This window comes from Amycolatopsis sp. A1MSW2902 (assembly GCF_017312175.1).
Taxonomy (GTDB): domain Bacteria; phylum Actinomycetota; class Actinomycetes; order Mycobacteriales; family Pseudonocardiaceae; genus Amycolatopsis; species Amycolatopsis nivea.
This window is the reverse complement of record NZ_QJPO01000004.1, coordinates 1-20,172: the sequence shown is the minus strand read 5'-3', so window position 1 is coordinate 20,172 and position 20,172 is coordinate 1. Positions and strand designations below refer to the sequence as shown.

General features: G+C 70.7%; 18 protein-coding genes and 1 riboswitch. Of the genes, 9 read left to right on the top strand and 9 right to left on the bottom strand.

Annotation, left to right across the window (positions count from 1 at the left end):
* Positions 1–122 precede the first annotated feature (122 nt).
* The 6 genes from DMP23_RS46900 (at position 123) to DMP23_RS46875 (ending at position 5,307) form a co-directional block, all read left to right on the top strand.
* Positions 123–995 (top strand): 3-hydroxybutyryl-CoA dehydrogenase, encoded by an 873-nt coding sequence (locus DMP23_RS46900; RefSeq protein WP_337825152.1) that lies wholly within the window; start codon positions 123–125, stop codon positions 993–995.
* Positions 992–2,473: an MmgE/PrpD family protein gene (locus tag DMP23_RS46895; protein WP_337825151.1), complete on the top strand. Its 1,482-nt coding sequence runs from the start codon at positions 992–994 to the stop codon at positions 2,471–2,473. The genes DMP23_RS46900 and DMP23_RS46895 overlap by 4 nt, the downstream gene beginning before the upstream one ends.
* Positions 2,473–3,357 carry a methylisocitrate lyase gene (gene prpB / locus DMP23_RS46890; RefSeq protein WP_337825150.1) on the top strand — a complete coding sequence of 295 codons (885 nt, stop codon included), beginning with the start codon at positions 2,473–2,475 and terminating at the stop codon, positions 3,355–3,357. The genes DMP23_RS46895 and prpB overlap by 1 nt, the downstream gene beginning before the upstream one ends.
* 38 nt (positions 3,358–3,395) lie before the next feature.
* Positions 3,396–4,358, top strand: coding sequence for a citrate/2-methylcitrate synthase (locus DMP23_RS46885; RefSeq protein WP_337825149.1), 963 nt, complete (start codon positions 3,396–3,398; stop codon positions 4,356–4,358).
* A complete protein-coding gene (locus DMP23_RS46880; RefSeq protein ID WP_337825148.1) occupies positions 4,262–4,513 on the top strand; it encodes a citrate/2-methylcitrate synthase in 252 nt (83 codons plus the stop codon). Before DMP23_RS46885 ends, DMP23_RS46880 begins: the two co-directional genes overlap by 97 nt.
* A 47-nt stretch (positions 4,514–4,560) precedes the next feature.
* Positions 4,561–4,795: riboswitch (cobalamin riboswitch) on the top strand.
* A 119-nt stretch (positions 4,796–4,914) separates the two neighbouring features.
* Positions 4,915–5,307: a hypothetical protein gene (locus DMP23_RS46875; RefSeq protein WP_337825147.1), complete on the top strand. Its 393-nt coding sequence runs from the start codon at positions 4,915–4,917 to the stop codon at positions 5,305–5,307.
* Positions 5,308–5,354: 47 nt separating this feature from the next.
* Here the strand turns inward: DMP23_RS46875 and DMP23_RS46870 are convergent, their stop codons facing one another.
* Both DMP23_RS46870 and DMP23_RS46865 read right to left on the bottom strand, forming a co-directional pair.
* Complete coding sequence (locus tag DMP23_RS46870) at positions 5,355–6,377, bottom strand: pyridoxal-phosphate dependent enzyme (RefSeq protein WP_337825146.1); 1,023 nt, start codon at positions 6,375–6,377, stop codon at positions 5,355–5,357.
* A gap of 89 nt (positions 6,378–6,466) precedes the next feature.
* Positions 6,467–7,435, bottom strand: coding sequence for an ABC transporter substrate-binding protein (locus DMP23_RS46865; RefSeq protein WP_337825145.1), 969 nt, complete (start codon positions 7,433–7,435; stop codon positions 6,467–6,469).
* Between the two features lie 217 nt (positions 7,436–7,652).
* Here DMP23_RS46865 and DMP23_RS46860 point away from each other — a divergent pair, with 217 nt between their 5' ends.
* Together DMP23_RS46860 and DMP23_RS46855 are read left to right on the top strand one after the other, a co-directional pair.
* On the top strand, positions 7,653–8,600 hold the full coding sequence (locus DMP23_RS46860) for a FecCD family ABC transporter permease (RefSeq protein WP_337825144.1): 948 nt from the start codon (positions 7,653–7,655) through the stop codon (positions 8,598–8,600).
* Between the two features lie 367 nt (positions 8,601–8,967).
* Positions 8,968–9,939 (top strand): FecCD family ABC transporter permease, encoded by a 972-nt coding sequence (locus tag DMP23_RS46855; RefSeq protein ID WP_337825143.1) that lies wholly within the window; start codon positions 8,968–8,970, stop codon positions 9,937–9,939.
* A 22-nt stretch (positions 9,940–9,961) separates the two neighbouring features.
* Here the strand turns inward: DMP23_RS46855 and DMP23_RS46850 are convergent, their stop codons facing one another.
* The 7 genes from DMP23_RS46850 to DMP23_RS46820 form a co-directional block, all read right to left on the bottom strand.
* Positions 9,962–10,492 (bottom strand): hypothetical protein, encoded by a 531-nt coding sequence (locus DMP23_RS46850; protein ID WP_337825142.1) that lies wholly within the window; start codon positions 10,490–10,492, stop codon positions 9,962–9,964.
* A gap of 324 nt (positions 10,493–10,816) precedes the next feature.
* Positions 10,817–11,326: a serine O-acetyltransferase EpsC gene (gene epsC / locus DMP23_RS46845; protein ID WP_337820780.1), complete on the bottom strand. Its 510-nt coding sequence runs from the start codon at positions 11,324–11,326 to the stop codon at positions 10,817–10,819.
* Positions 11,327–11,422: 96 nt separating this feature from the next.
* Positions 11,423–12,433 carry a pyridoxal-phosphate dependent enzyme gene (locus DMP23_RS46840; protein WP_337820781.1) on the bottom strand — a complete coding sequence of 337 codons (1,011 nt, stop codon included), beginning with the start codon at positions 12,431–12,433 and terminating at the stop codon, positions 11,423–11,425.
* Between the two features lie 8 nt (positions 12,434–12,441).
* Positions 12,442–15,351: a type I polyketide synthase gene (locus DMP23_RS46835; protein ID WP_337820782.1), complete on the bottom strand. Its 2,910-nt coding sequence runs from the start codon at positions 15,349–15,351 to the stop codon at positions 12,442–12,444.
* Positions 15,348–17,285, bottom strand: coding sequence for an FAD-dependent oxidoreductase (locus DMP23_RS46830; protein WP_337825141.1), 1,938 nt, complete (start codon positions 17,283–17,285; stop codon positions 15,348–15,350). The genes DMP23_RS46835 and DMP23_RS46830 overlap by 4 nt, the downstream gene beginning before the upstream one ends.
* A complete protein-coding gene (locus tag DMP23_RS46825) occupies positions 17,282–18,928 on the bottom strand; it encodes a (2,3-dihydroxybenzoyl)adenylate synthase (protein ID WP_337820785.1) in 1,647 nt (548 codons plus the stop codon). Before DMP23_RS46825 ends, DMP23_RS46830 begins: the two co-directional genes overlap by 4 nt.
* Positions 18,925–19,182, bottom strand: coding sequence for a hypothetical protein (locus DMP23_RS46820; RefSeq protein WP_051729097.1), 258 nt, complete (start codon positions 19,180–19,182; stop codon positions 18,925–18,927). The genes DMP23_RS46825 and DMP23_RS46820 overlap by 4 nt, the downstream gene beginning before the upstream one ends.
* Before the next feature lie 786 nt (positions 19,183–19,968).
* Between DMP23_RS46820 and DMP23_RS46815 the strand changes: the two genes are divergently transcribed.
* Positions 19,969–20,172, top strand: a 204-nt coding sequence (locus DMP23_RS46815; protein ID WP_337825140.1) for a hypothetical protein, incomplete at its 3' end; no start/stop codon positions are given.

Sequence of the window (20,172 nt, the reverse complement as noted above, 5' to 3'; positions counted from 1 at the left end):
AACAAATTTCACAAGGATGTCGCGAACGTTCACAGAATTTGACAGAGCCGCAGTATCGACCCGGTTATGTGCGGGGTGCCACGCTGAGGAAGAGAGCCACAAGGTTCACAGGAGGGCCACCAATGAGCATCGAGATCGCCCGGGTCGCGGTGGTCGGCGCCGGGCAGATGGGCGCCGGTATCGCCGAGGTCTGCGCCCGCGCCGGGCTGGACGTGCTGGTCTGCGAGCGGGACGCGGCCTCGGCCGAGGCCGGCCGGGCGCGGATTCTCGCGTCTCTGGACCGGGCGGTGCGGGCGGGAAAGCTGGACCGGCCGGCGGCTGAACGGGCGGCCTGGCGGCTGCGGTTCAGCACCGACCTCGGCGACCTGGCCGACCGGCAGCTGGTGCTCGAGGCGGTGGCCGAGGACGAGGCAGTCAAGACCGAGCTGTTCGCGACGCTGGACAAGGTGGTCACCGACCCGTCCGCGATCCTGGCCTCGAACACCTCCTCGATCCCGATCATGCGGCTGGGCATGGCGACCGGCCGTGCCGCCCAGGTGGTCGGCCTGCACTTCTTCAACCCGGTGCCGGTGCTGCCGCTGGTCGAGGTCGTCGGCTCGCTGCTGACCGCCGCGGACACCGTGGACCGGGCCGAGCGGTTCGCCACCGGGGTACTGGGCAAGACCGCGATCCGTGCCGCCGACCGCGCCGGGTTCGTGGTCAACGCGTTGCTCGTGCCGTACTTGCTCTCGGCGATCCGGATGGTCGAATCCGGGTTCGCCTCGGCCGTCGACGTAGACCGGGGGATGGAGCTGGGCACCGCGCACCCGATGGGGCCGCTGCGGTTGACCGACCTGATCGGCCTCGACACTGTCGCCGCGATCGCCGAATCGCTGTACGCGGAGTTCAAGGAAGCTTTGTACGCACCGCCGCCGCTGTTGCTGCGCATGGTCGACGCCGGCCTGCTCGGCAAGAAGTCCGGCCGCGGGTTCTACGTCCACGAGGGAAATCGATGATCGAGCACACCGTCCGTAGCTACCGTTCTGCCGAAGCGCTCCCCCGGGAGGAGCAGCTGGCCTGGAAACTCGCCGCCGTCGCCACCGATCCGGTGCCGGTCACGCCCGAGGTCACCGAGATGGTGATCAACCGCGTGATCGACAACGCCGCCGTGGCCGCGGCTTCGCTGACGCGGCGTCCGGTGTCCGCGGCCAGGGACCAGGCGCTGGCGCACCCGGCCGCGCCGGGCGCGACGGTGTTCGGCGTTCCGGGCCGGTTTTCCCCGGAATGGGCGGCCTGGGCTAACGGCGTCGCGGTGCGCGAACTCGATTACCACGACACGTTCCTTGCCGCGGACTACTCGCATCCCGGGGACAACATCCCGCCGGTCCTCGCGGTCGCGCAGCACGCCGGGCGTACCGGTGCCGATCTGGTGCGCGGGATCGCGGCCGGGTACGAGTTGCAGGTCGACCTCGTCCGCGGGATCTGCCTGCACGAGCACAAGATCGACCACATCGCCCACCTCGGCCCGTCCGTCGCCGGTGGTCTCGGCGCGCTGCTCGGGCTGGACACCGCGGTCGTATACCAGGCGATCGGGCAGGCGCTGCACACCACGACCACGACCAGGCAGTCCCGCAAGGGCGAGATCTCGTCGTGGAAGGCCTACGCACCGGCGTTCGCCGGGAAGGCCGCGATCGAGGCGGTCGACCGGGCCATGCGCGGCGAGGGGGCGCCGAGCCCGATCTACGAAGGCGAGGACGGCTTCATCGCGTGGCTGCTGAGCGGGCCGGAGGTGAGCTACGTCGTGCCGCTGCCCGGTCCGGGCGAGCCAAAGCGGTCCATTTTGGACACTTACACCAAGGAACATTCCGCGGAGTACCAGAGCCAGGCGCTGATCGACCTGGCCCGTCGGCTCGGCCCGCGGATCGGGGAGCTGGGCAAGGTGGAACGGGTCGTGATCCACACCAGTCACCACACGCACTACGTCATCGGCTCCGGGGCGAACGACCCGCAGAAGTACGACCCGCGGGCCAGCCGGGAAACCCTGGACCACTCGATCCCCTACATCTTCGCGGTCGCGCTGCAGGACGGCAGCTGGCACCACGAAGCGTCCTACGCCGCCGCACGCGCGGCCCGGCCGGACACTGTCGAGCTGTGGCAGAAGATCACCACCGTCGAGGATCCGGAATGGACTCGCCGTTATCACGCGCCGGAGCCGGCGTTCGGCGGGCACGTGGAGGTCACCCTGGCCGACGGCACTGTGGTGACCGACGAAATCGCCGTCGCCGACGCGCACCCCGCCGGGGCGAGGCCGTTCGCCCGGGAGCAGTACGTCGCGAAGTTCCGCACCCTCGCGGACGGCGTTGTCGCGAAGGCGGATCAGGATCGTTTCCTGGAGACGGTGACCCGGCTGCCGCAACTCGACGCCGCCGAGGTGCGCGAGCTTGCCCTGCCCGCGGCGATCGACGCGAACCTGGCCACGAAGGGGATTTTCTGATGCTGCACGCCACTCCCGCCGCCGCCGAGAAACGAGCCGCGTTCCGCGCCGGGCTGAACTCCGGGACGCTGCAACGGTTCCCGGGCGCGTTCAACCCGCTGAGCGCCAACCTCATCGAACGCCAGGGTTTCGAAGGCGTCTACATCTCCGGCGCTGTGCTGTCCGCGGACCTCGGCCTTCCCGATATCGGTCTGACCACCATTGCCGAGGTTTCCGACCGGGCCCAGCAGGTCGCCCGGGTGACCGCGCTGGTCGACGCCGACACCGGCTTCGGCGAGCCGATGAACGCCGCCCGCACGGTCCAGCTCCTGGAAGACGCGGGTGTGGCCGGGATGCATCTGGAGGACCAGGTCAACCCGAAACGCTGCGGCCATCTCGACGGCAAGGACGTCGTCGAGATGGCCGCAGCGGTCCGCCGCATTTCGGCCGCGGTGTCCGCCCGCCGTGACCCGGACTTCGTCGTCGCCGCCCGCACCGACGCGGCCGGGGTCAACGGCCTGGACGACGCGATCGAGCGGGCCAAGGCCTTCGCCGACGCGGGTGCGGACCTCATCTTCCCCGGGGCCATGACCGGTCCAGCCGACTTCGAGAAGATGCGCGCCGCCGTCGACGTCCCGATTCTCGCCAACATGACCGAGTTCGGCAAAAGCAAGCTGCTGGATGCCCCGACGCTGGAATCGCTCGGAGTGAACCTGGTCATCTACCCGGTCACCTTGCTGCGGATCGCGATGCACGCCGCCGGAGCGGCGCTGCGCGAGATCGCCGGGGAAGGCACCCAGGAGGGGCTGCTGGACCGCATGCAGCACCGCCGCGACCTCTACGACCTGCTCGATTACCAGTCTTACGCCACGTTCGACCAGAACATCTTCACTTTTTCCGTGTGACCCCGGCCGGGACGCACACGAGCACCGGGAGGACGCCGATGTCCGCACCAACCATCCACAAAGGACTCGCCGGAGTCGTCGTCGACACCACCGAGGTGTCTATGGTCAACCCCGACACCAACTCGCTGACCTACCGCGGTTATCCGGTCCAGGACCTCGCCGCGCACTGCAGCTTCGAGGAGGTCGCCTACCTGCTCTGGCACGGCGAGTTGCCCACCCCGGCCGAACTGGCCGCGCAGAACGAAGCCGAACGGGCGCAGCGCGGCCTGCCGGCCGACCTGGTGATGACGTTGCTCAGCCTGCCCGAAACTGCGCATCCGATGGACACCCTGCGCACGGCCGTCAGCATCCTCGGCGCGAACGATCCGGCCGAGGACGACAACTCGCCTGAAGCCAACCGTGCCAAGGCACTGAGGTTGTTCGCGGTGCTGCCCTCGGTCGTCGCGATGACCCAGCGCCGCCGGCACGGTCTGCTGCCGCTTCCTCCCCGAGAGGACCTCGGCTACGCGGAGAACTTCCTGTACCTGACCCTCGGCCAGGTTCCCGAGCCGGTGCTCGTGCGGGCTTTCGAGACGTCCCTGATTCTCTACGCCGAGCACAGCTTCAACGCCTCCACGTTTACGTCGCGGGTGGTCACCTCGACGCTGTCGGATCTCTACAGCGCGGTGACCGCGGCGATCGGTGCGGTGAAGGGACCGTTGCACGGCGGCGCGAACGAAGCCGTGATGGCGACGTTCGAGGAGATCGGTACCGCAGGCAACGCGGAAGCCTGGCTGGCACAGGCACTCGCCGACAAACGCAAGATCATGGGCTTCGGCCACCGCGTGTATAAGAAGGGCGATTCACGCGTCCCGACCATGCGCCAGGCCTTGCAGGAGGTCTCGGAACACCGCGATGGACACGCATGCTCGACCTCTACGAAGCACTCGCTCAGGCGATGTACACGGCGAAGGGGCTGCACCCGAACCTGGATTACCCGGCGGGCCCTGCGTACCACTTGATGGGATTCGATACCCCGGTGTTCACGCCGATCTTCGTCGCCGCGCGGATCACCGGCTGGACCGCGCACATCACCGAACAGCTCGCCGCCAACAGCCTGATCCGCCCGTCGAGCACCTACAACGGCAAACCGCAGCGTGCCATTGCCCGCTCGTGATCGCGCGGGCAATGGCACGCGGGGAGGAAAGGGAGAATGTGGGCGGCTAGAGTGGTGACGCAGCTGGTTCGATCCCCGTGAGTGCCATGGCGGGGATCGAGGCAAGAGGGAACCCGGTGCGAATCCGGGACTGCCCCGCAGCGGTGAGCAGGAACGACCGCTGTCAGTCTCCCCGGAGACAGCACTGAGCCCGGTCGGGCTTGGGAAGCGACGGCCAGTAGGGACCTGGCGCACGCCGGAATGCCCGCGAGTCCGAAGACCTGCCCGCTGTGCACTCGGCAACCGCGGGGTGCAGGCCGTGACCTCGCGGGTTGGGTCGTCGCCGGAATCGGGGCCGGTTGCCGGTCACCGGTTCGGATGCCCTCCCGCAGGTTCACGCGGACTCGCGAAGGAGAGCCCCCGTGACCCAGACCACTCCGACCAGCCGTGCCGCCGTGTACGGCTATCCCCGCCAGGGTGCCCAGCGGGAGCTGAAGAAAGCGATCGAGTCCTACTGGAGCGGGCGCAGCGACGCCGATGCCCTGTTCGCGGCCGCCCGTGACCTGGGCGCCCGCATGGCTGCGGCTGTGGGACCACACCGTCGGGCACGCCACCAGGAACGGCCCGCCCGCCGCGGCCTGACCCACCCCCGCCGACACCCGGCCACACTCCCCGATCAGTGGAAGAGCTGGACAGACCAGCGACTCTCGCACACCGCCAGACCGCGCTTCTTGATCAACTCGAGCCAAGGATCACTGCCACAGTGGATCTGCGGATCGAGGCTTAGGGCCCACGCCCTGCAACGACGCAGCTGAACGCGGGTCCAAGGACAGCACCACCGCAAGACCGGGATCGGCAAACCTCAAAGGCGGTTGGCGTTCTTCCAGTCCTCCGCGGTGCCGGAGTCGGCGAACAACGTCACCACGGTTTCGTCCGGGGTGCGGGTAGCGGCCAAGCGGCGGGCGGTGAGCCAGTTGGCCGCCGCGGAGCCGCCGATTGCGGTGCCGGTGGCGTCGCGGAAGTCGCGCATGCTGCGGAGGACCTCGGGGTAGGAGACGGTCTGGTGCCGGACTCCCGGGATCAGACCGCTGACGAAGCGCTGGTGCATGCCGTAGCCTAGGCCGCCGGCGCCCGGGAACTTGGAGATTTCGTTCGGCGGGCTCGTGGTGCCGAAGGGGAGTTCCGCCGGGGTCACCGCGACGACGTCGAGTTCGCCGTACTCCTTGCGCAGTGCGCGGGCGACTCCGCCCAGGGTGGCGCCGCTGCCGACCGCGGCTGTCCACGCGGACGGGCGGCGTCCGGCTAGCTGGGTGATGATTTCCTGGCCGGTGAGGAACTGGTTCACCGCGAAGTTGTGTGCGTCGCGGTGCTGCGCGACCATCGTCCAGCGCGGGTCGGCGTCGGCGATTTCCTTGGAGAGCTTGAGGAATCCCAGCACGAACTCCGAACCGCGGGAGAACTCGACCGAGGCTCCGGTGCCGCGGATCTCCTCGACGACGCTCTCGGCCATCGAACTCGGCAGCACGACCTTGATCGGGATTCCGGCCAGTTTCCCGAGGTGCGCCAGCGCCCGCGCCATGTTGCCGCCCGAACCGGCGACGATGCGCAGTCCGTCCAGGCGGTCGGCGTTGGCGTTCACGGCACCGCACAGCAGCGAGTACGCGGTGCGGTCCTTGACCGAGCCGAACGGGTTCTCGAACTCGTACTTGGCGAAGATCTTCGCTCCGCCGTCCGGCCCGGGGACCTCGACGAGCCGGGAATGCCCGAGCCGGTCCCGGAATTCCTTCAACGCCGGGAACTGTTCCAGGGCCAGCCGCTCGTCGAACATCTCGTCCAGCGGCTCGCCGATCGTCAGGTCGATCACGTCCTGGTAGGCGTTCGTCATGACTCCTCTTTCTCGCCTCGGAAACCGCGTCGAACTGTAGCCGTTTTCCCCTGCGTATCAACGTTTTCCCACTGCCAAGGCTGAACACTTCAGCGCACGAGAGCGCGGGTCAGTCCCGCCAGCTGCACAGCCGCCGCGCGGTAGCTCAGCGGCGGTTCCGGTTGCCACGCATGCACCCGTCCCGCCCGCACGGCTTCCTGCCGCTGCCAGAACGGATGCCCGGCGACGTCCGCGAGCTGCAGGCTCGTGGTGCGGGCGTCCACCATGAGCACGTCCGCCGGGTAGCGCAACGAGTTCTCCCAGGACAGTTTCAGCGCGTATTTGCCGCCGGGCGGCAGCACCGCGGGCACTCCGAGCGCGAGGTACTCCCGCAGCAACGGCCATCCCGTGCGGGCGATCCGGATCCCATCCGGGTCGATCGAAACGAACAACACCCGAGGAGCTTGCCGCGCCACCGCCCGCAGTTCAGCCCTCGCCCGCAGGTACTGCGCCCGGTGCGACGCGACCCCGGACGCGCCGAGCGAAGCGGCCAGCTCGCCGAACCTGCGCAGAGAATCCGGCAGCTCAGCCCCATAACTTTCGAAGGACGCCACCGGACAGAACTTCCGCACCTGCGCCCCCACTCCCGGCTCGAGCTGGGAAAGCCCGTACTGCAAGGAGTCCAGCACCAGGTCCGGGTGGAGCGCGCCCGCTCGCTCCACGTTCAGCTGGCCCCACGCGGAGCCCACCACCTCAGCGCGGTCGACATGTCCCAGGATCGCGCGGTCGAGTTTGCGGCCCTGCGCCAGAACTCCGCCATAGACTCCGGCCACGTCGAGGCCGTAGTCGCGCAGCGTGCTGGCCACTGTGACGTAGGCGATGATTCTTCTTGGCACCGAAGGAAATTCCAGCCGCAGCCCGGCGTCGTCGGTAACCGTCCACGGCCCCGGAGGCACCTGCCGGACCGGACCGGCATCCGCGGAACCGTGCATCAGCCGCGGTGCGACCACTGCGGCTGTCGCGGCGAACCCGCCGAAGAGCACGGTCCGCCGGGCGGCCTTTCCCGCACCCTTCGCCATCGAACCTCCTGTGCCGCAGGGAGAAAGTGTTCGCCCGTCCCAGTCGGACACTTGCCGGAATTAGGTTTCCTAACCATAATCCGGCTCCTGCGAACGGAGAAGCCGCTCGCTTTCTCCGGGGATGAACATGGCGCAAGCTCAGCGAATACCCGCTCCACACCGGCACCGCGGAAGCCGCACGGCCCGGCTCGGCGCTGGATGGCTCGGTGCACTCGCAGTGCTGGCGGTCGTCACCCTGGTCAGCGTCTGCGTCGGGGCCACCTTTGTTTTCCCCGGCACGGTCCTGGACGCGCTGCTGCACTACGACCCAGCACGGCTGGACGAACTCGCGGTGCGGACGCTTCGGCTACCGCGCACGCTCGTCGGACTCGCTGCCGGTGCGGGACTCGGCCTGGCTGGCGCGATCCTGCAATCTTCGGTGCGAAACCCGTTGGCAGATCCGGGAATCCTGGGCATCAACGCCGGAGCGGCACTGGCGATCGTCCTCGGCTTGACCACGATGGGTTCGCTGACCGGAGCGTCCACCGCCGGGCTCGCCCTGGCCGGCGCAGCGACCGCAGCGGCCGTGGTGCACCTGCTCGCCCGCCGATCGCGCGGCCCGGTGACGTTGTTGCTCGCCGGAACCGCACTCACCGCGATCCTCACCTCCGCGATCAGCGCCGTATTGCTGACCGACGGCGGCACGTTCGCCCAATTCCGGTTCTGGCAGGTCGGTTCCCTGACCGGACGGCCGGTCCCGGTGCTCCTCGCCAGCACGGCGCTGCTCGTGCCCGCGCTCGGATGCGGCCTGCTGCTGGGCAGGGCGCTCAACGTGCAGTCGCTGGGCGAGGACCTCGCGATTTCGCTCGGGCAGCGAGCCGCCCCGGCGAAACTGCTGTCCGGCGCGGTGGTCGTGGTGCTGTCCGGAGTTTCCACCGCGATCGCCGGGCCGATCGGTTTCCTCGGACTGCTGGTGCCGCATCTGGCGCGGCTGATCACGGGACCGGACCAGCGCTGGGTGCTGCGCTATTCGGTGCTGCTGGGCCCGCTGCTGCTGGTGCTCGCCGACCTCCTCGGCCGGTTCGCGGCGGGACCGGCCGAACTGCCCGCGGGCGTGGTGACCGCGGTGCTCGGGACGCCGGTGCTGATCGTGCTGGCCCGGCGCAGGAAGCTTTCGCCGGTTTGAGCTGCGTCGAGCCGATCACGCCAATGAGGGACCGCCCGCCGCGCTACACGCCTCGCGGTGGCCAGGCCTCGCAACCACGACTTCTCCACCCATCGACCGTGCACCGCACCCGGCCGCGTCGCTGTCGGCAGGCACCGCAACCACGACCTCCCCGCCCTTCCACCGTGCGCGGTTCCGGCGCTCCGACCTCACGACAAACCTGACATGCGCCGCACCCGCCCCGCCGCCAACGGGCGCCGCAAACCACGACCTCCCCACCCATCCACCGCGCACCGCACCCGACCGCGTCGCCAAGCTTCGCAACCACAACCTCCCCGCCCATCCACCGCGCGCGATCCCCGCGCACCGACCCCACGACGAACCTGACATGAACCGAACCACCCGCCTCGTCCTCCCAGCCCTCGTCATCCTCGTCGGCGGCCTCCTCACCGCAGGACTCCTCTACGGCGACTTCCCAGTCCCTCCCTCGTCCGTCCTCCGTGCGCTCACCGGAACCGCCGAGCCGCGGGCCTCTTTCTTCGTCCTCGACGTCCGGCTTCCTCGGCTGCTGCTTGCCCTCACGACCGGTGCGGCTTTCGGGTTGGCGGGTGCGATCGCGCAATCCCTCGTCCGCAATCCGCTCGCCAGTCCGGACGTGCTCGGCACGACCTCCGGGGCCGCCGCGGGCGCGGTGTCCGCGTTGCTGCTGCTCGGCTGGACGGGGGCGGCCGTGTCGGGGGCGGCGCTGGTCGGCGGGCTGGTCACCGCCGGGGTGGTGCACCTGCTGGCCGTCGCGCGGGGGCGGAATCTCGTCCTGATCGGCGTCGCGATCGCGGCGTTGCTGGCGGGCGGAGTGTCTTGGCTTCTGACCGTCGGCGAGGCGACCCAGGCGCAGGCGGCGCTGGTGTGGCTCACCGGGACGCTCGACGGCCGGTCCTGGCCGGAACTCGGGTCGTTGCTGTGGTTCACGATTCCGGCCGCGTTGGCCGTGGTGCCGTTTGCGCGGCCGCTGGCGCTTCTCGGGCACGGCGACGACCTCGCCCGCTCGCTCGGTGTCGCGGTGGGAAAGACTCGCTTCTTCCTGACGGTCGCGGCCACGGTGCTCGCGTCGGCCGCCACAGCGGCGGTGGGGCCCGTCGCCTTCGTGGCACTTACTGCTCCGGCGTTGGCCCGGCTGCTGGCTGGCAGCCGGGAGCCGTCGCTCGCCGCGTCGGCGTTGACGGGGTCGGCGTTGCTGATGCTGGCCGATCTGCTGGCGCGTTCGCTGAGTTCGGCCGCGGAAATCCCGGTCGGAGTGGTGACCGGGATCGTCGGCGGGGCGTATCTGCTGTTCTTGCTCGTCGGCCGGGGAACGCGGTGAAGGAATTGCCTTCAAAAACCGTTCACACGATGGCTTCGCACTCTTCGATCGAGGCCAGCAGGAAATCGCATCCGTCGGCGCAATCGTCGATTCGCAGGGAAACGTTTCCGATCACCCGGGAAAGGTCGGCGGCCATCCGGCGCAGTTCCCGTTCGGCGGGCGGGGCGGCGGACCCCTCGCTCAGCTGACGGATCCAGCTCAAATCCTGCGCCGCCCAAGAAAGCAGCGCGCGGTCGTCCAGCTTGCCGTCCAGGGCCAGCAACTGGTCGACCCTCGCCCGCAGCGCCCGAATCATCAGCGGGTCGACCGTGACCGGAGCCGAGGCGGGTGGGCGGACGTCGCGGGCCGCCAGCGCCGGCCACAGCTTCGCGAGTCCGATTTCCTCGCCCAGCTCAGCGGAAAGGATCGTGGCGACCACCGCGGGCAGCGGATCGCGCGGCGTGACCCCGCGCAGCCAATGGTAGGGGCCTTGGCGCTGATCGTGCCCGATCCGAGCCTGCGGTTGATCTCGCGGGCGAGCCGGTCCGGCGACCAGGAAAGCCGCCGCAGGCACGCGCCGAGAACTCCTTTGGCCGCAGGCGAAACCGACGGCCGGGAACCCGGCCGCGGCGAACCCGACGGAGCGGCGACCGGGCCCGCCCGTCCCGCACGTGCGGGAATAAGCGCATTGCCTTCCGGACCGGGTACATGGCCCACCCGTATCGGATACCGTGCCTGCACGAAATCCCCCACATCCGCCGGATCGCGACGTCTTGCCTCGATCCTAACGGACCGGCCGCGCCGCGACAATTGACCATCGCCGGTGAGCTGCCTCACGAGTGGCGCGAACATTCCTTCGCGGCGGTTTTTTTCCGGTGCCCGATTCTTGTCGCCTTCCTTACGCGGTCCGCGGAACGGCGAGCACTTTGCTTCCCTCGGGCACGTCGGAGACCACGAGCGCGGTCGCGCCCACGAACGAATCGTCGCCGACCTCGACCGGGCCGAGCACCGTGGCACCGGCCCCGAAGGTGACCCGGTCGCCGACCGCCGGATGCCGTCGTTCGCCCGCGTCCCTTCTGTTGTCGCGCCACCAGCCGACCGCGCCGAGTGTCACGTGCTGGTACAGCGTCACGTCTTGGCCGACTACCGCGGTCTCCCCGATGATCACCCCGGTGCCGTGGTCGATGAACAACCGGCGGCCGATCACCGCGCCGGGATGGATCTCGACGCCGGTGAGCACCCGCGCGAGATTGGTCAGCAGCCGTGCGGCGATCCGGTGCCCGCGCCGGTAAAGCGCGTGCGCGACGCGATGGATCCAGACCGCGGGCAGCGTGGAATGGGCCAGCGCCTCGGCGAGAGTGTCGATCGACGGATCCCGTTCGACGATCGTGCGGAGGTCTTCGCGCATCCGTGCGAATGCCCCGAGGCGACCCGAATCCGCGGCGGCCCCGGACTCGGCACGACGCGGCGGCGCCGGGCTGACGGACCGGACAGTGACCATCGTTCAGCCCTTCCCCTTCGTCTTTTCCCAGATGTCGACTACTGCGGTGACCTCGTGCGGGCCGTCCGGAAAAATCGTGACGACGACGTCCTCCGGCGGCAGCTTCGCGGCGACCGCGCGGGCGACGAGCCAGTTCGCCGCCGAGGCCGGGCCGATCTCGCGACCCGTCGCGGCACGGAATTCCCGGACCCCGGCGCGGGCCTCGCCCGCACTCACGCTTTCCGTTGCCAAGTCCGGCAATTCGCCCTCCACGAGCGGCTGCCGGTAGCCGTGGCCGAGCCCGGCCCATCCCGGCAGCCCGGACCGCGGCGCGGCCGCCGACCCGTACGGCAGCTCCGCGGCGGTCACCCCGGTGACGACCGGGTCCGCACCCGCCGCGCGCAACGCCCTGGTCACCCCGGCGAGGCAGCCGCCGGCGCCGGCGCCGCACACCCACGCGGCCGGGACGAGACCGTCGAGCTGGCCGATGATCTCGCGTCCGGTCACGAACTCGTGCATCGCCACGCACACCGGATCACGATGCGCGTCCAGGAGAATCCACTCCGGTTCGGCTTCCGCGATCTCCCCGGCCAGCGCGATCGCGGCGAGCGGCCCGCCTTCCGGATCGGCCCGGTCGACCCGCACGACGGCCCCGTCCGGCCCGAGCGGCACTTCCTCGGCGAGCGCCAGCCGCAGCGGCACGCCGATCAGCGAGCAGAGGTGGCTCAGCGCGCGAGCCAGCTCCGGTCCGGCCGCGGCGACGAACCGCGGTTCGTCCGGGGAGGCCCCGATCGCCTGGCAGGCCAGCGCGTACGCCACCCGGTCCGCGTCCGATCCGGTCGGGTTCTCGTATTCGTGTTTGGCCAGCACCCGGGCCTCGCCCGGCGGTCCGGGCACTTCGGCGAGCCGGGTCAGGCCGAGCCCCGCCCGGAAGGCGCGCAGCCGGGGAAACCGGGAGAGCGGAACGCTTTCCCGGAACAGCGAACCGTGCGGTTCGGGCAGGGCGGTCCAGTTCGGGAACCGTCGCGTGGGCACCACGCTCTTCACTCCTTCGGCTCAGCGGGCACGGTCTTTTCCAGCGCCTCGGCGAACGCGGCCGGGGTGGGCCGCGCCATCACGTCCGGCAACGAGATCTCTTGGCCGAGCGCGGCGGCGAGACCGGCGCTCAGCTTCGCGGCGAGCAGCGAATGGCCGCCCAATTCGAAGAAATCGTCGTGCACGCCGATCGGCCGGTACTGCAGGACGTCCTCCCACACCGCGACGATCCGGCGGAGCAGTTCGGTGTCCGGCGCGGCGAAGCTCCCGCTCAGTTCGGCAGGCCGGGAAACGGCTTCGTCCGCCGGGACTGCGGCCGGTTCCGGCGTGCCCGGCTGCCGCCCGATCCAGTACCGCTGCCGGGCGAACGCGTACCCCGGCAACGCGACCGTCTGACCAGCCCCGTCGTGCACCGCCTCCAGATCGACCGGACAGCCCCGCTGCCAGAGCGCGCTGACCGCGCCCAGCAGCACCTCCAGCTCGGGCCGGTTTTCGTTCGGGCGCGGCATAGTGCGCGCCACGGCGACCCGGTCGCCGAGCGTCGCCCGCGCCAGCGTGCCGAGCGTGGCTCCGGGGCCGACTTCCAGCACCAGCCCGCCCGCCGCGCCGGCGAGAGCCGAGGCGAAGCGCACCGGTTCCCTCGCGTGCGCCGCCCAATACCCGGGATCGACGGCCTGCTCGCCGGTGAGCAAGGCACCGGTGACCGCGGAGAACACCGGCACCTCGGGTTCGCTGAGCCGCGCCGTGCCGAGGAATTCGGCCAGCCGCGGCACGACCCCGTCCATCATCGCCGAGTGGAAGGCGTGCGACGTGTGCAGCGGTTTGTGCTGGATCACTTGCCCAGCAAGGACTTCAGCGCATTTCTCGATCGCTTTCGCGGGCCCGCTCAGCACGCACAGCTCCGGCGCGTTGACCGCGGCGACCGTGACTTCGCCGGACAGCAACCCGCTGATCCGCTCCTCCGCCGCGGAAACGGCGAGCATCACTCCCGGCGGCTGCTCCGCCATCAACCGGCCTCGCTCCGCGACGAACCGCAGCGCGTCCGGCAGCGACAGCACCCCCGACAAGCAGGCTGCCACCAGTTCGCCCAGGCTGTGGCCGACCATGGCGTCGGCGCGGCAATCCCAATCGAGCAGCTGGCTGGCGAGCGCGTAGGAGGTCACGAACAACGCTGGTTGCGCGAGTTCAGTCGCCCGCAGCCGTGCCGGATCGGTGTCCGGCGAGAACATCAGCTCCCGCAGGTCGACACCGAGACGCGGCGTCAATTCCCGGACGCATTCGTCGACAGTCTCGGCATAACCGGGCAGTTCGCGATAGAACTCCGCTCCCATGCCGGGATACTGCGCGCCTTGCCCGGGGAACATCCACACGACGCGGGGCTTGTTCGCCGACGCCGCGGCCGCTGGCGCGGCGAGAGCGGCAGCCGAATCGGTCACCACCACCGCCCGCCGGTACCGCCAGGTTTCGCGGCCACGACGCAACGTCGCAGCGACGTCCGCGAAAGCCGGTGCGTCTGGTTCCCGAAGCACCGCGGCCAGGTCGCCGGTCATCGTCTCCAGCGCTTCCTTCGTTTTCGCGGACAGCACCAGCACTTGCGGACGGCGAACCGGCGGCGTCGGCGTCGGCCGGGCCGCTTCTTCGAGCAGGACGTGCGCGTTGGTCCCGCCGATGCCGAACGCGCTGACCCCGATCCGCCGCGGCGACCCGCCGGTCTCCCATTCCCGGGCCTCGGTCCGCACCACGAACGGCGTGCTCGCGAAGTCGATCGCCGGATTCGGCTCGGCGAAGTGCGCCGTCGGGGCCAGCACCCCGTGCTGGAGCTGGAGAATCGCCTTGATCAGCCCGGCGATCCCGGCCGCGGACTCCAGGTGCCCGACGTTGCCCTTCACCGAGCCGACCGTGCAGAACCCGGTGCGCGAGGTGCGGAAAGCCCGGCTCAGCGCGGTGATTTCGATCGGGTCGCCGATCGGGGTCGCGGTGCCGTGCGCCTCCACCGCGGTGATCGTGTCCGGTGCGAAGTCCGCGTCCGACAGCGCGGCGCGCACCACTGCCTCCTGGCCGGCGGCGCTCGGCGCGGTGAAGCCGACCTTGCCCGCGCCGTCGTTGTTCGCCGCCGATCCGGCGAGCACCGCGAGCACCCGGTCCCCGGCCGCGACCGCGTCGTCGAGCCGTTTGAGCACCACGGCACCGACGCCGTTCCCGAACACCGTCCCGGAGGCCGCCGCGTCGAACGGACGGCAGTGCCCGTCCCGCGAGAACACTATGCCGCGTTCCCAGCGGTAGCCGACCCGGTGCGGAACCCGCACGCACACCCCGCCGGCGAGCGCGATTTCGCACTCGCCCGCGCGCAGCGCCCGCACCGCCTGGTGCACCGCGACGAGCGAGCCGGAGCACGCGGTCTGCACGCTCACCGCCGGTCCGGTCAGGCCGAGCCGGTGCGCGATGCGGGTGGCGAGGTAGTCCTTGTCGTTGTGGATCTGCAGTTCGAAGATCTCCGAGCCGAGCACGACCGGACGTCCGTCGAGCAGGTTCGACATCAGGTACGCGGGCATTCCCGCCGAGGCGAACACTCCGCCGCCGGTCGCGTCGCCGGGCCGGATCCCCGCGTCCTCCATCGCGTGCCAGGCGCATTCGAGGAACACCCGGTGCTGCGGGTCCAGTAGCGCCGCCTCGCGCGCGCCGAAGCCGAAGAAGCGGGCGTCGAACAGATCGTGCTCCGCCAGCGTCGCGGCCACCGGCACGTAATCCGGGTGCGCGATCTCGTCGGCGGGCACGCCTTCGGAGAGCAGTTCGGTTTCGCTGAGCGGCGCGACGGATTCGACCCCGTCGCGAAGGTTGCGCCAGAACGCCGCCGTGCTGGACGCGCCGGGGAACCGGCCCGCCATGCCGACGACGGCGATCCGCCGGTCCGCACTCACTGGACGGCGGCCCGGAGGCCGGTCAACGCGTGCCGGGCGATGTCGTGCCCGGTCTTGTCGTCGGAGAGCAGGTCGGCGCAGATCCGGCCGAACAGCGGGACCAGCTTGAACGCCCAGCCGCCCGCGGCGACCACGACGTTCTCGCCGCCGTCGACCAGGCCCTCGGCGGTGCCGAGGTAGAACTGCCGCTGCGGATCGCCCGGCAGCACCGCGAGACAGGTGCCGGTCGACACCGGTTCCGGGTCCAGCCAGGGAAGATGCGCGCGCACCCAGCCGGACACCCGCTCGACGTGCGCGGGTTGCGGACGGCCGGTGGCGAGGTCGGGGTCGGCCAGCGCGTCCACCTCGAAGTCCGGGCCGAGCCGGGCGAGCCCGTCGTTCGCCCACGGATTGGGCGGGAAACCGTAGAACAGGTTGGTGTCCTCGGCGGTCGGCTCCTGGAAGGCGAACCAGAACGGCCTGCGCACGCCGTCGCCCCGGTCGCGCAAGGTCACCAGCGCCATCTCGTAGGTGTGCAGGTCCAGTTCTCCCGCGCCCCACGGCCGGATCAGCTCGTTGACGTGCGCGTTCGACGCCAGCACCACTTTGTCCGCGCGGTAGGTCGCCCGGTCGCTGCGCACCACGACGCCGTCCGGCCCCGGCTCCACCGCGAGAATCCGTTCCGGCGACTGCATCCGCACGCCGCCCAGGTGACATTGCTGCACCAGCGCGGCCAGCGTGCCGCGCACGTCGATGGCTCCCCCGCTCGGCTGCAGGAAGCCCTCGAAATGGGCGGGCAGGTTGCGGAATCCGTAGCGGCGCTCGATTTCCTTGCCGGACAACCATTCGTAGGGCACGGACAGCTCGTCCATCGCCGCTGCGGTGTCGGCGATGTGGCCCTCGTTGGTGGGCACGTGGGTGTCGCCGAACCACAGGCTGCCCAGTTCGTGCACCAGCGTGCGCCCGGTGTCGGCCTCCAGTTCCTTCCACAGCGGCGCGGTCGCCAGCGTGAGCCGGAAGATGTCCGGCTGGGTGTACTGCACCCGCCAATGCCGTTCGCCGCCGCTGGATCCGCAGCTCTCGTTCAGGAAGCCGAACCGGTCGGTGACGAGCACGCGCGCGCCGCCGACCGCCGACCGCCACGCGGCGGACAGGCCGATCGGACCGCCGCCGATCACGATCACGTCGAACCGCTCCTCGGCACTCATGCCAGTACGTCCTCTCGTCGAAGAATCCCGGTGATCGCGGCGACCGTCTCCGCCGCCGCTTCGCGCAGGTAGAAATGGCCGCCCGGAAAGACAGTCCGGTCGAATCCGGCCCGGCACCACGCGGCCCAGCCCGCGACCTCGTCCGGGCTCACCGCCGGATCCTCGGCCCCGCAGAAGGCATTGACCGGGACGGTGATTTCCGCCGCCGCGGGCCGATAGGTCTCGACCGCCTCGTAGTCGGCGCGGACGAGCCCGGCCACGAACGCGCTGAGCCGCGAATCGGCCCGGATGCCGGAGGTCCCCGCCGGCCAGCCAGTCGACGAGGTCCAGCACGGCCTCGTCCCCGAAATCGCGGACGCCCCGGTCCGGCAGCAGCCCGGGTGGGAACTGGCTGGACACGATCAGCCGGCGCGGTGCCGGAAAACCGTTCTGCCGCACCACATTCAGCAGCTCGTACCCGACCAGCGCGCCCATGCTGTGGCCGAACACGGTGTACGGCGCGTCGAGCACCTCGGCCAGCGCGTCGGCCGCGGCTTCGGCCAGTTCCGCCAGATCGGTCAGCGCGGGCTCGCCGGTCCGGTCCTCCCGGCCCGGGTACTGCACGGCCAGCAGTTCGACCTCCGGCGGAAGCAGCGGCCGCCACGGCCGGAACGCCGACGCGCCGCCCCCGGCGTGCGGAAGGCAGACCAGTTGCTGCCGGACCGGGCCCTCGCCGGGAATCCGTTTGATCCACGCGGAACCGGTCATCCTCGCGCCCCGCTCAGCATCGCGGCGTCGCGCAACCCGGCCGCGTCCCGGCGCAGTGCCACTTTGTCGACCTTGCCGGTGCCGGTCAGCGGAAGGGCGTCGAGCACGACGAGGTGTTCGGGGAACTTGTACCGGGCAAGGCCCTGGGCGTCCAGGAACTTCCGCACCTCGCGCAGCCCGGGCCGCTCGGCGCCGGGTGCGGGCACCACGCAGAGGCAGACCGTCTCGCCGTGGATCTCGTGCGGCACGGCGACCCCGGCCGCTTGGGCGATCGAGGGATGCCGCAGCACCATCGCTTCCAGTTCCTCCGCGGAGATCTTCTCGCCGCCGCGGTTGATCACGTCCCGCAGCCGCCCGAGAATCTCCAGGTTTCCGCCGGGATCGACGCGCACGAGATCGCCGGTGCGGTAGAAGCCGTCCGGCGTGAACGCTTCGGCGGTCGCTTCGGGATTGGCGTAGTACCCGGCGACGGTGTAGGGCCCGCGAGTGAGCAGTTCCCCTTCCTCGCCGGGCTCGACGTCCGAACCGTCGGCGGCGACCACCCGGATCTCATCCTCGGGCAGCAACGGCCTTCCCTGGGTGTCGCGGATGACGTCGTCCGGGTCGTCCAGGCGGGTGTAGCAGAGCAACCCCTCGCTCATCCCGTAGCACTGCTGAACGGTGCCGCCGAGTGCGGCGCGGAGTTCGTCAGCCGTCCCTGGCGCGAGCCGGGAACCGCCGACCAGCAGTACGCGGAGGGACGACAGCTCGCGGCTGGTCCGCTTCGCTTCGGCACTCCAGCGCAGCGCGACCGAGGGCACCAGCGTGCTGTGCGTGACCCGCTCTCGTTCGATGATTTCGAAAGCACCCGAAGGAGATTCGGGCGAACTCAGGACCACGGTCGCCCCGACGGACAACGCACCGAGAATGCCCGGGCAGTTCATCACGAAGCCGTGTTCGGCGGGCATCACGACCAGGTTCACCGCGTCCCGGGTCATCGCGTTCACGGTGATCGCGTGCCGGATCATGCAGCCGTAACCCTCGTGCGTCCGCGCGATCGCCTTGGGCAGACCGGTGGTGCCGCCGGAAAGCAGGAACACCGCCGGGTCGGACGGGGCCGCCGCGGGCTTCCACGCGCTCGGCGTCTCCTCGCCGGGTTCGCACAACAGCGCGAGATCCACCTCGTCCCCGGTGGTCTCAGCACCGCGCACGAGCAGGTTTTTCAGCCCGGCATGGCGTTCTCGCAGCCGGCGGGCGACAGTCAGCGCTTCCTTGCGCCGGCCGGACGCGTCCACCGCCAGCAGCACCGGCCCGGTCACCGCGACGACGTGGTCCAGCTCGTGTTCCCGGAAGGCAGGCAGGATCAGCACCGGCGCGGCACCGAGTTCAAGCGCCGCCAGCACGAGCACGACGTACTCGGCGCAGTTGGTCAGCGCGACCGCGATCCGATCGCCAGGACGCACGCCCAACCCGGCGAGCCGGTCCCGCGCGACGCCCACCGCGTCGCCGAGTTCCGCGTAGCCGAGGCGGCGCGCACCGTCGACCACGGCACACCGGCCCGCCGCTTCGGCGAACTGCCGGCGGATCGGCGTCACCACGAGTTCGTCGTTCCACAGCCCGGATTCCCGGTACCGCCGCGCGCGTTCTCCGGTCACCCCGGTCATCGGGGCACCGCCGCACCGGCCAGTTCGGCGAGCCGGCCGAGGGTGTAGTCCTCGGTGTCCCACAGGTTCACCGCGAGCCCGAACCGGGCGGTGAGCTCCAGTTGCAGGTCAGTCGTCTCGACCGAGCTGAGCGCGAGGTCCGCGCGGAGCCGGGTCGAGGAGTCCGCCTCGGCCAGGGTTTCGGCGTCGATGCCGATTTCGGTCAGCAGGTCGAAGATCTCTTCCGCGGCCGGGGCCGGGTGCGAGGATGGCACAGCTCTCCATACCTTTCACGGTCTTGTCCCGCGTCCGGGCGCCGCGGGAGTTCGGAAGGGGCTGTCCGGGGTTTTCCGGACGGCGGGGCACAGCAAGGCATTCAGTGCGGATCCGGCAGCGCGCGCGGATCTGCTCGGCGAGCCCGGACAGGTCCCGCGCGTAGGCCTCGGCCATCGCGGCCACGGCGGGCAGGCAGTGCGGCGGCACCGCGCCGAGGATGTCCGACCGGCGCCCGAGCGCCTGTCCGGTCAGGTTGAGCAGGTGCAGCAGCACTCGCCCGGGTTCGCTCGAACGCAGCGCCGGGTCCGTGCGGAGCTGGCGCAACAACAGCGCCGCATCCACCCGCGGCGGGGCTTCCGGCACGGTCTCGGCGCGCGGACGCCGCTGGTCCGGAACCGGATCCTGGCCGGAATCCAGCCGCCGCCGCACGTCGTGCGCGGTGCCGAGCGAGATCCCGGCGCGGCGGGCGACCTCGCGCAGGGACAGGCCGGGCTCCTCGGCCAGCAGCGCACCGGCCTGGCGGCGTCCCTCGGCCCGCGGACAACGGGCGCGCCCGTCCGTCGCGGCCGACCCGCGCGGTGTTCGACCCCGGAATTTCCGCGGTCGAACGCCGCAGCGCGCCCACCGTCTTGTCCGAGAGCCCGGCCAGATCCGCTACCACGTGGTCCGACCAGCCCGGGAATTCCCGCACGATCCGCACCGCCGCGGCCCGCCTGCTCTCCAGCGACAGCGGAAGGCCGTGCGCGATGTTCGACCGCACCGCGTAGAGGAAACACTCGGATTCGGTGCCTTCGCACAGCACCCGCGCGCGGATCCGCTCGTCCTCGCGCAGCACCGCCCGCCCGCACGCGGTGTTCGCCGTCGATCACGCGCAACGTGTCGCGCTGCACGACGATCGGCGGCAGCACCGCGGGATCGCGGCCGGTCAGCATCCGGACGTGTTCGGCGACCGGGCCGTCCACCCGCGGCGAACCGCCGAGCACGAGGTT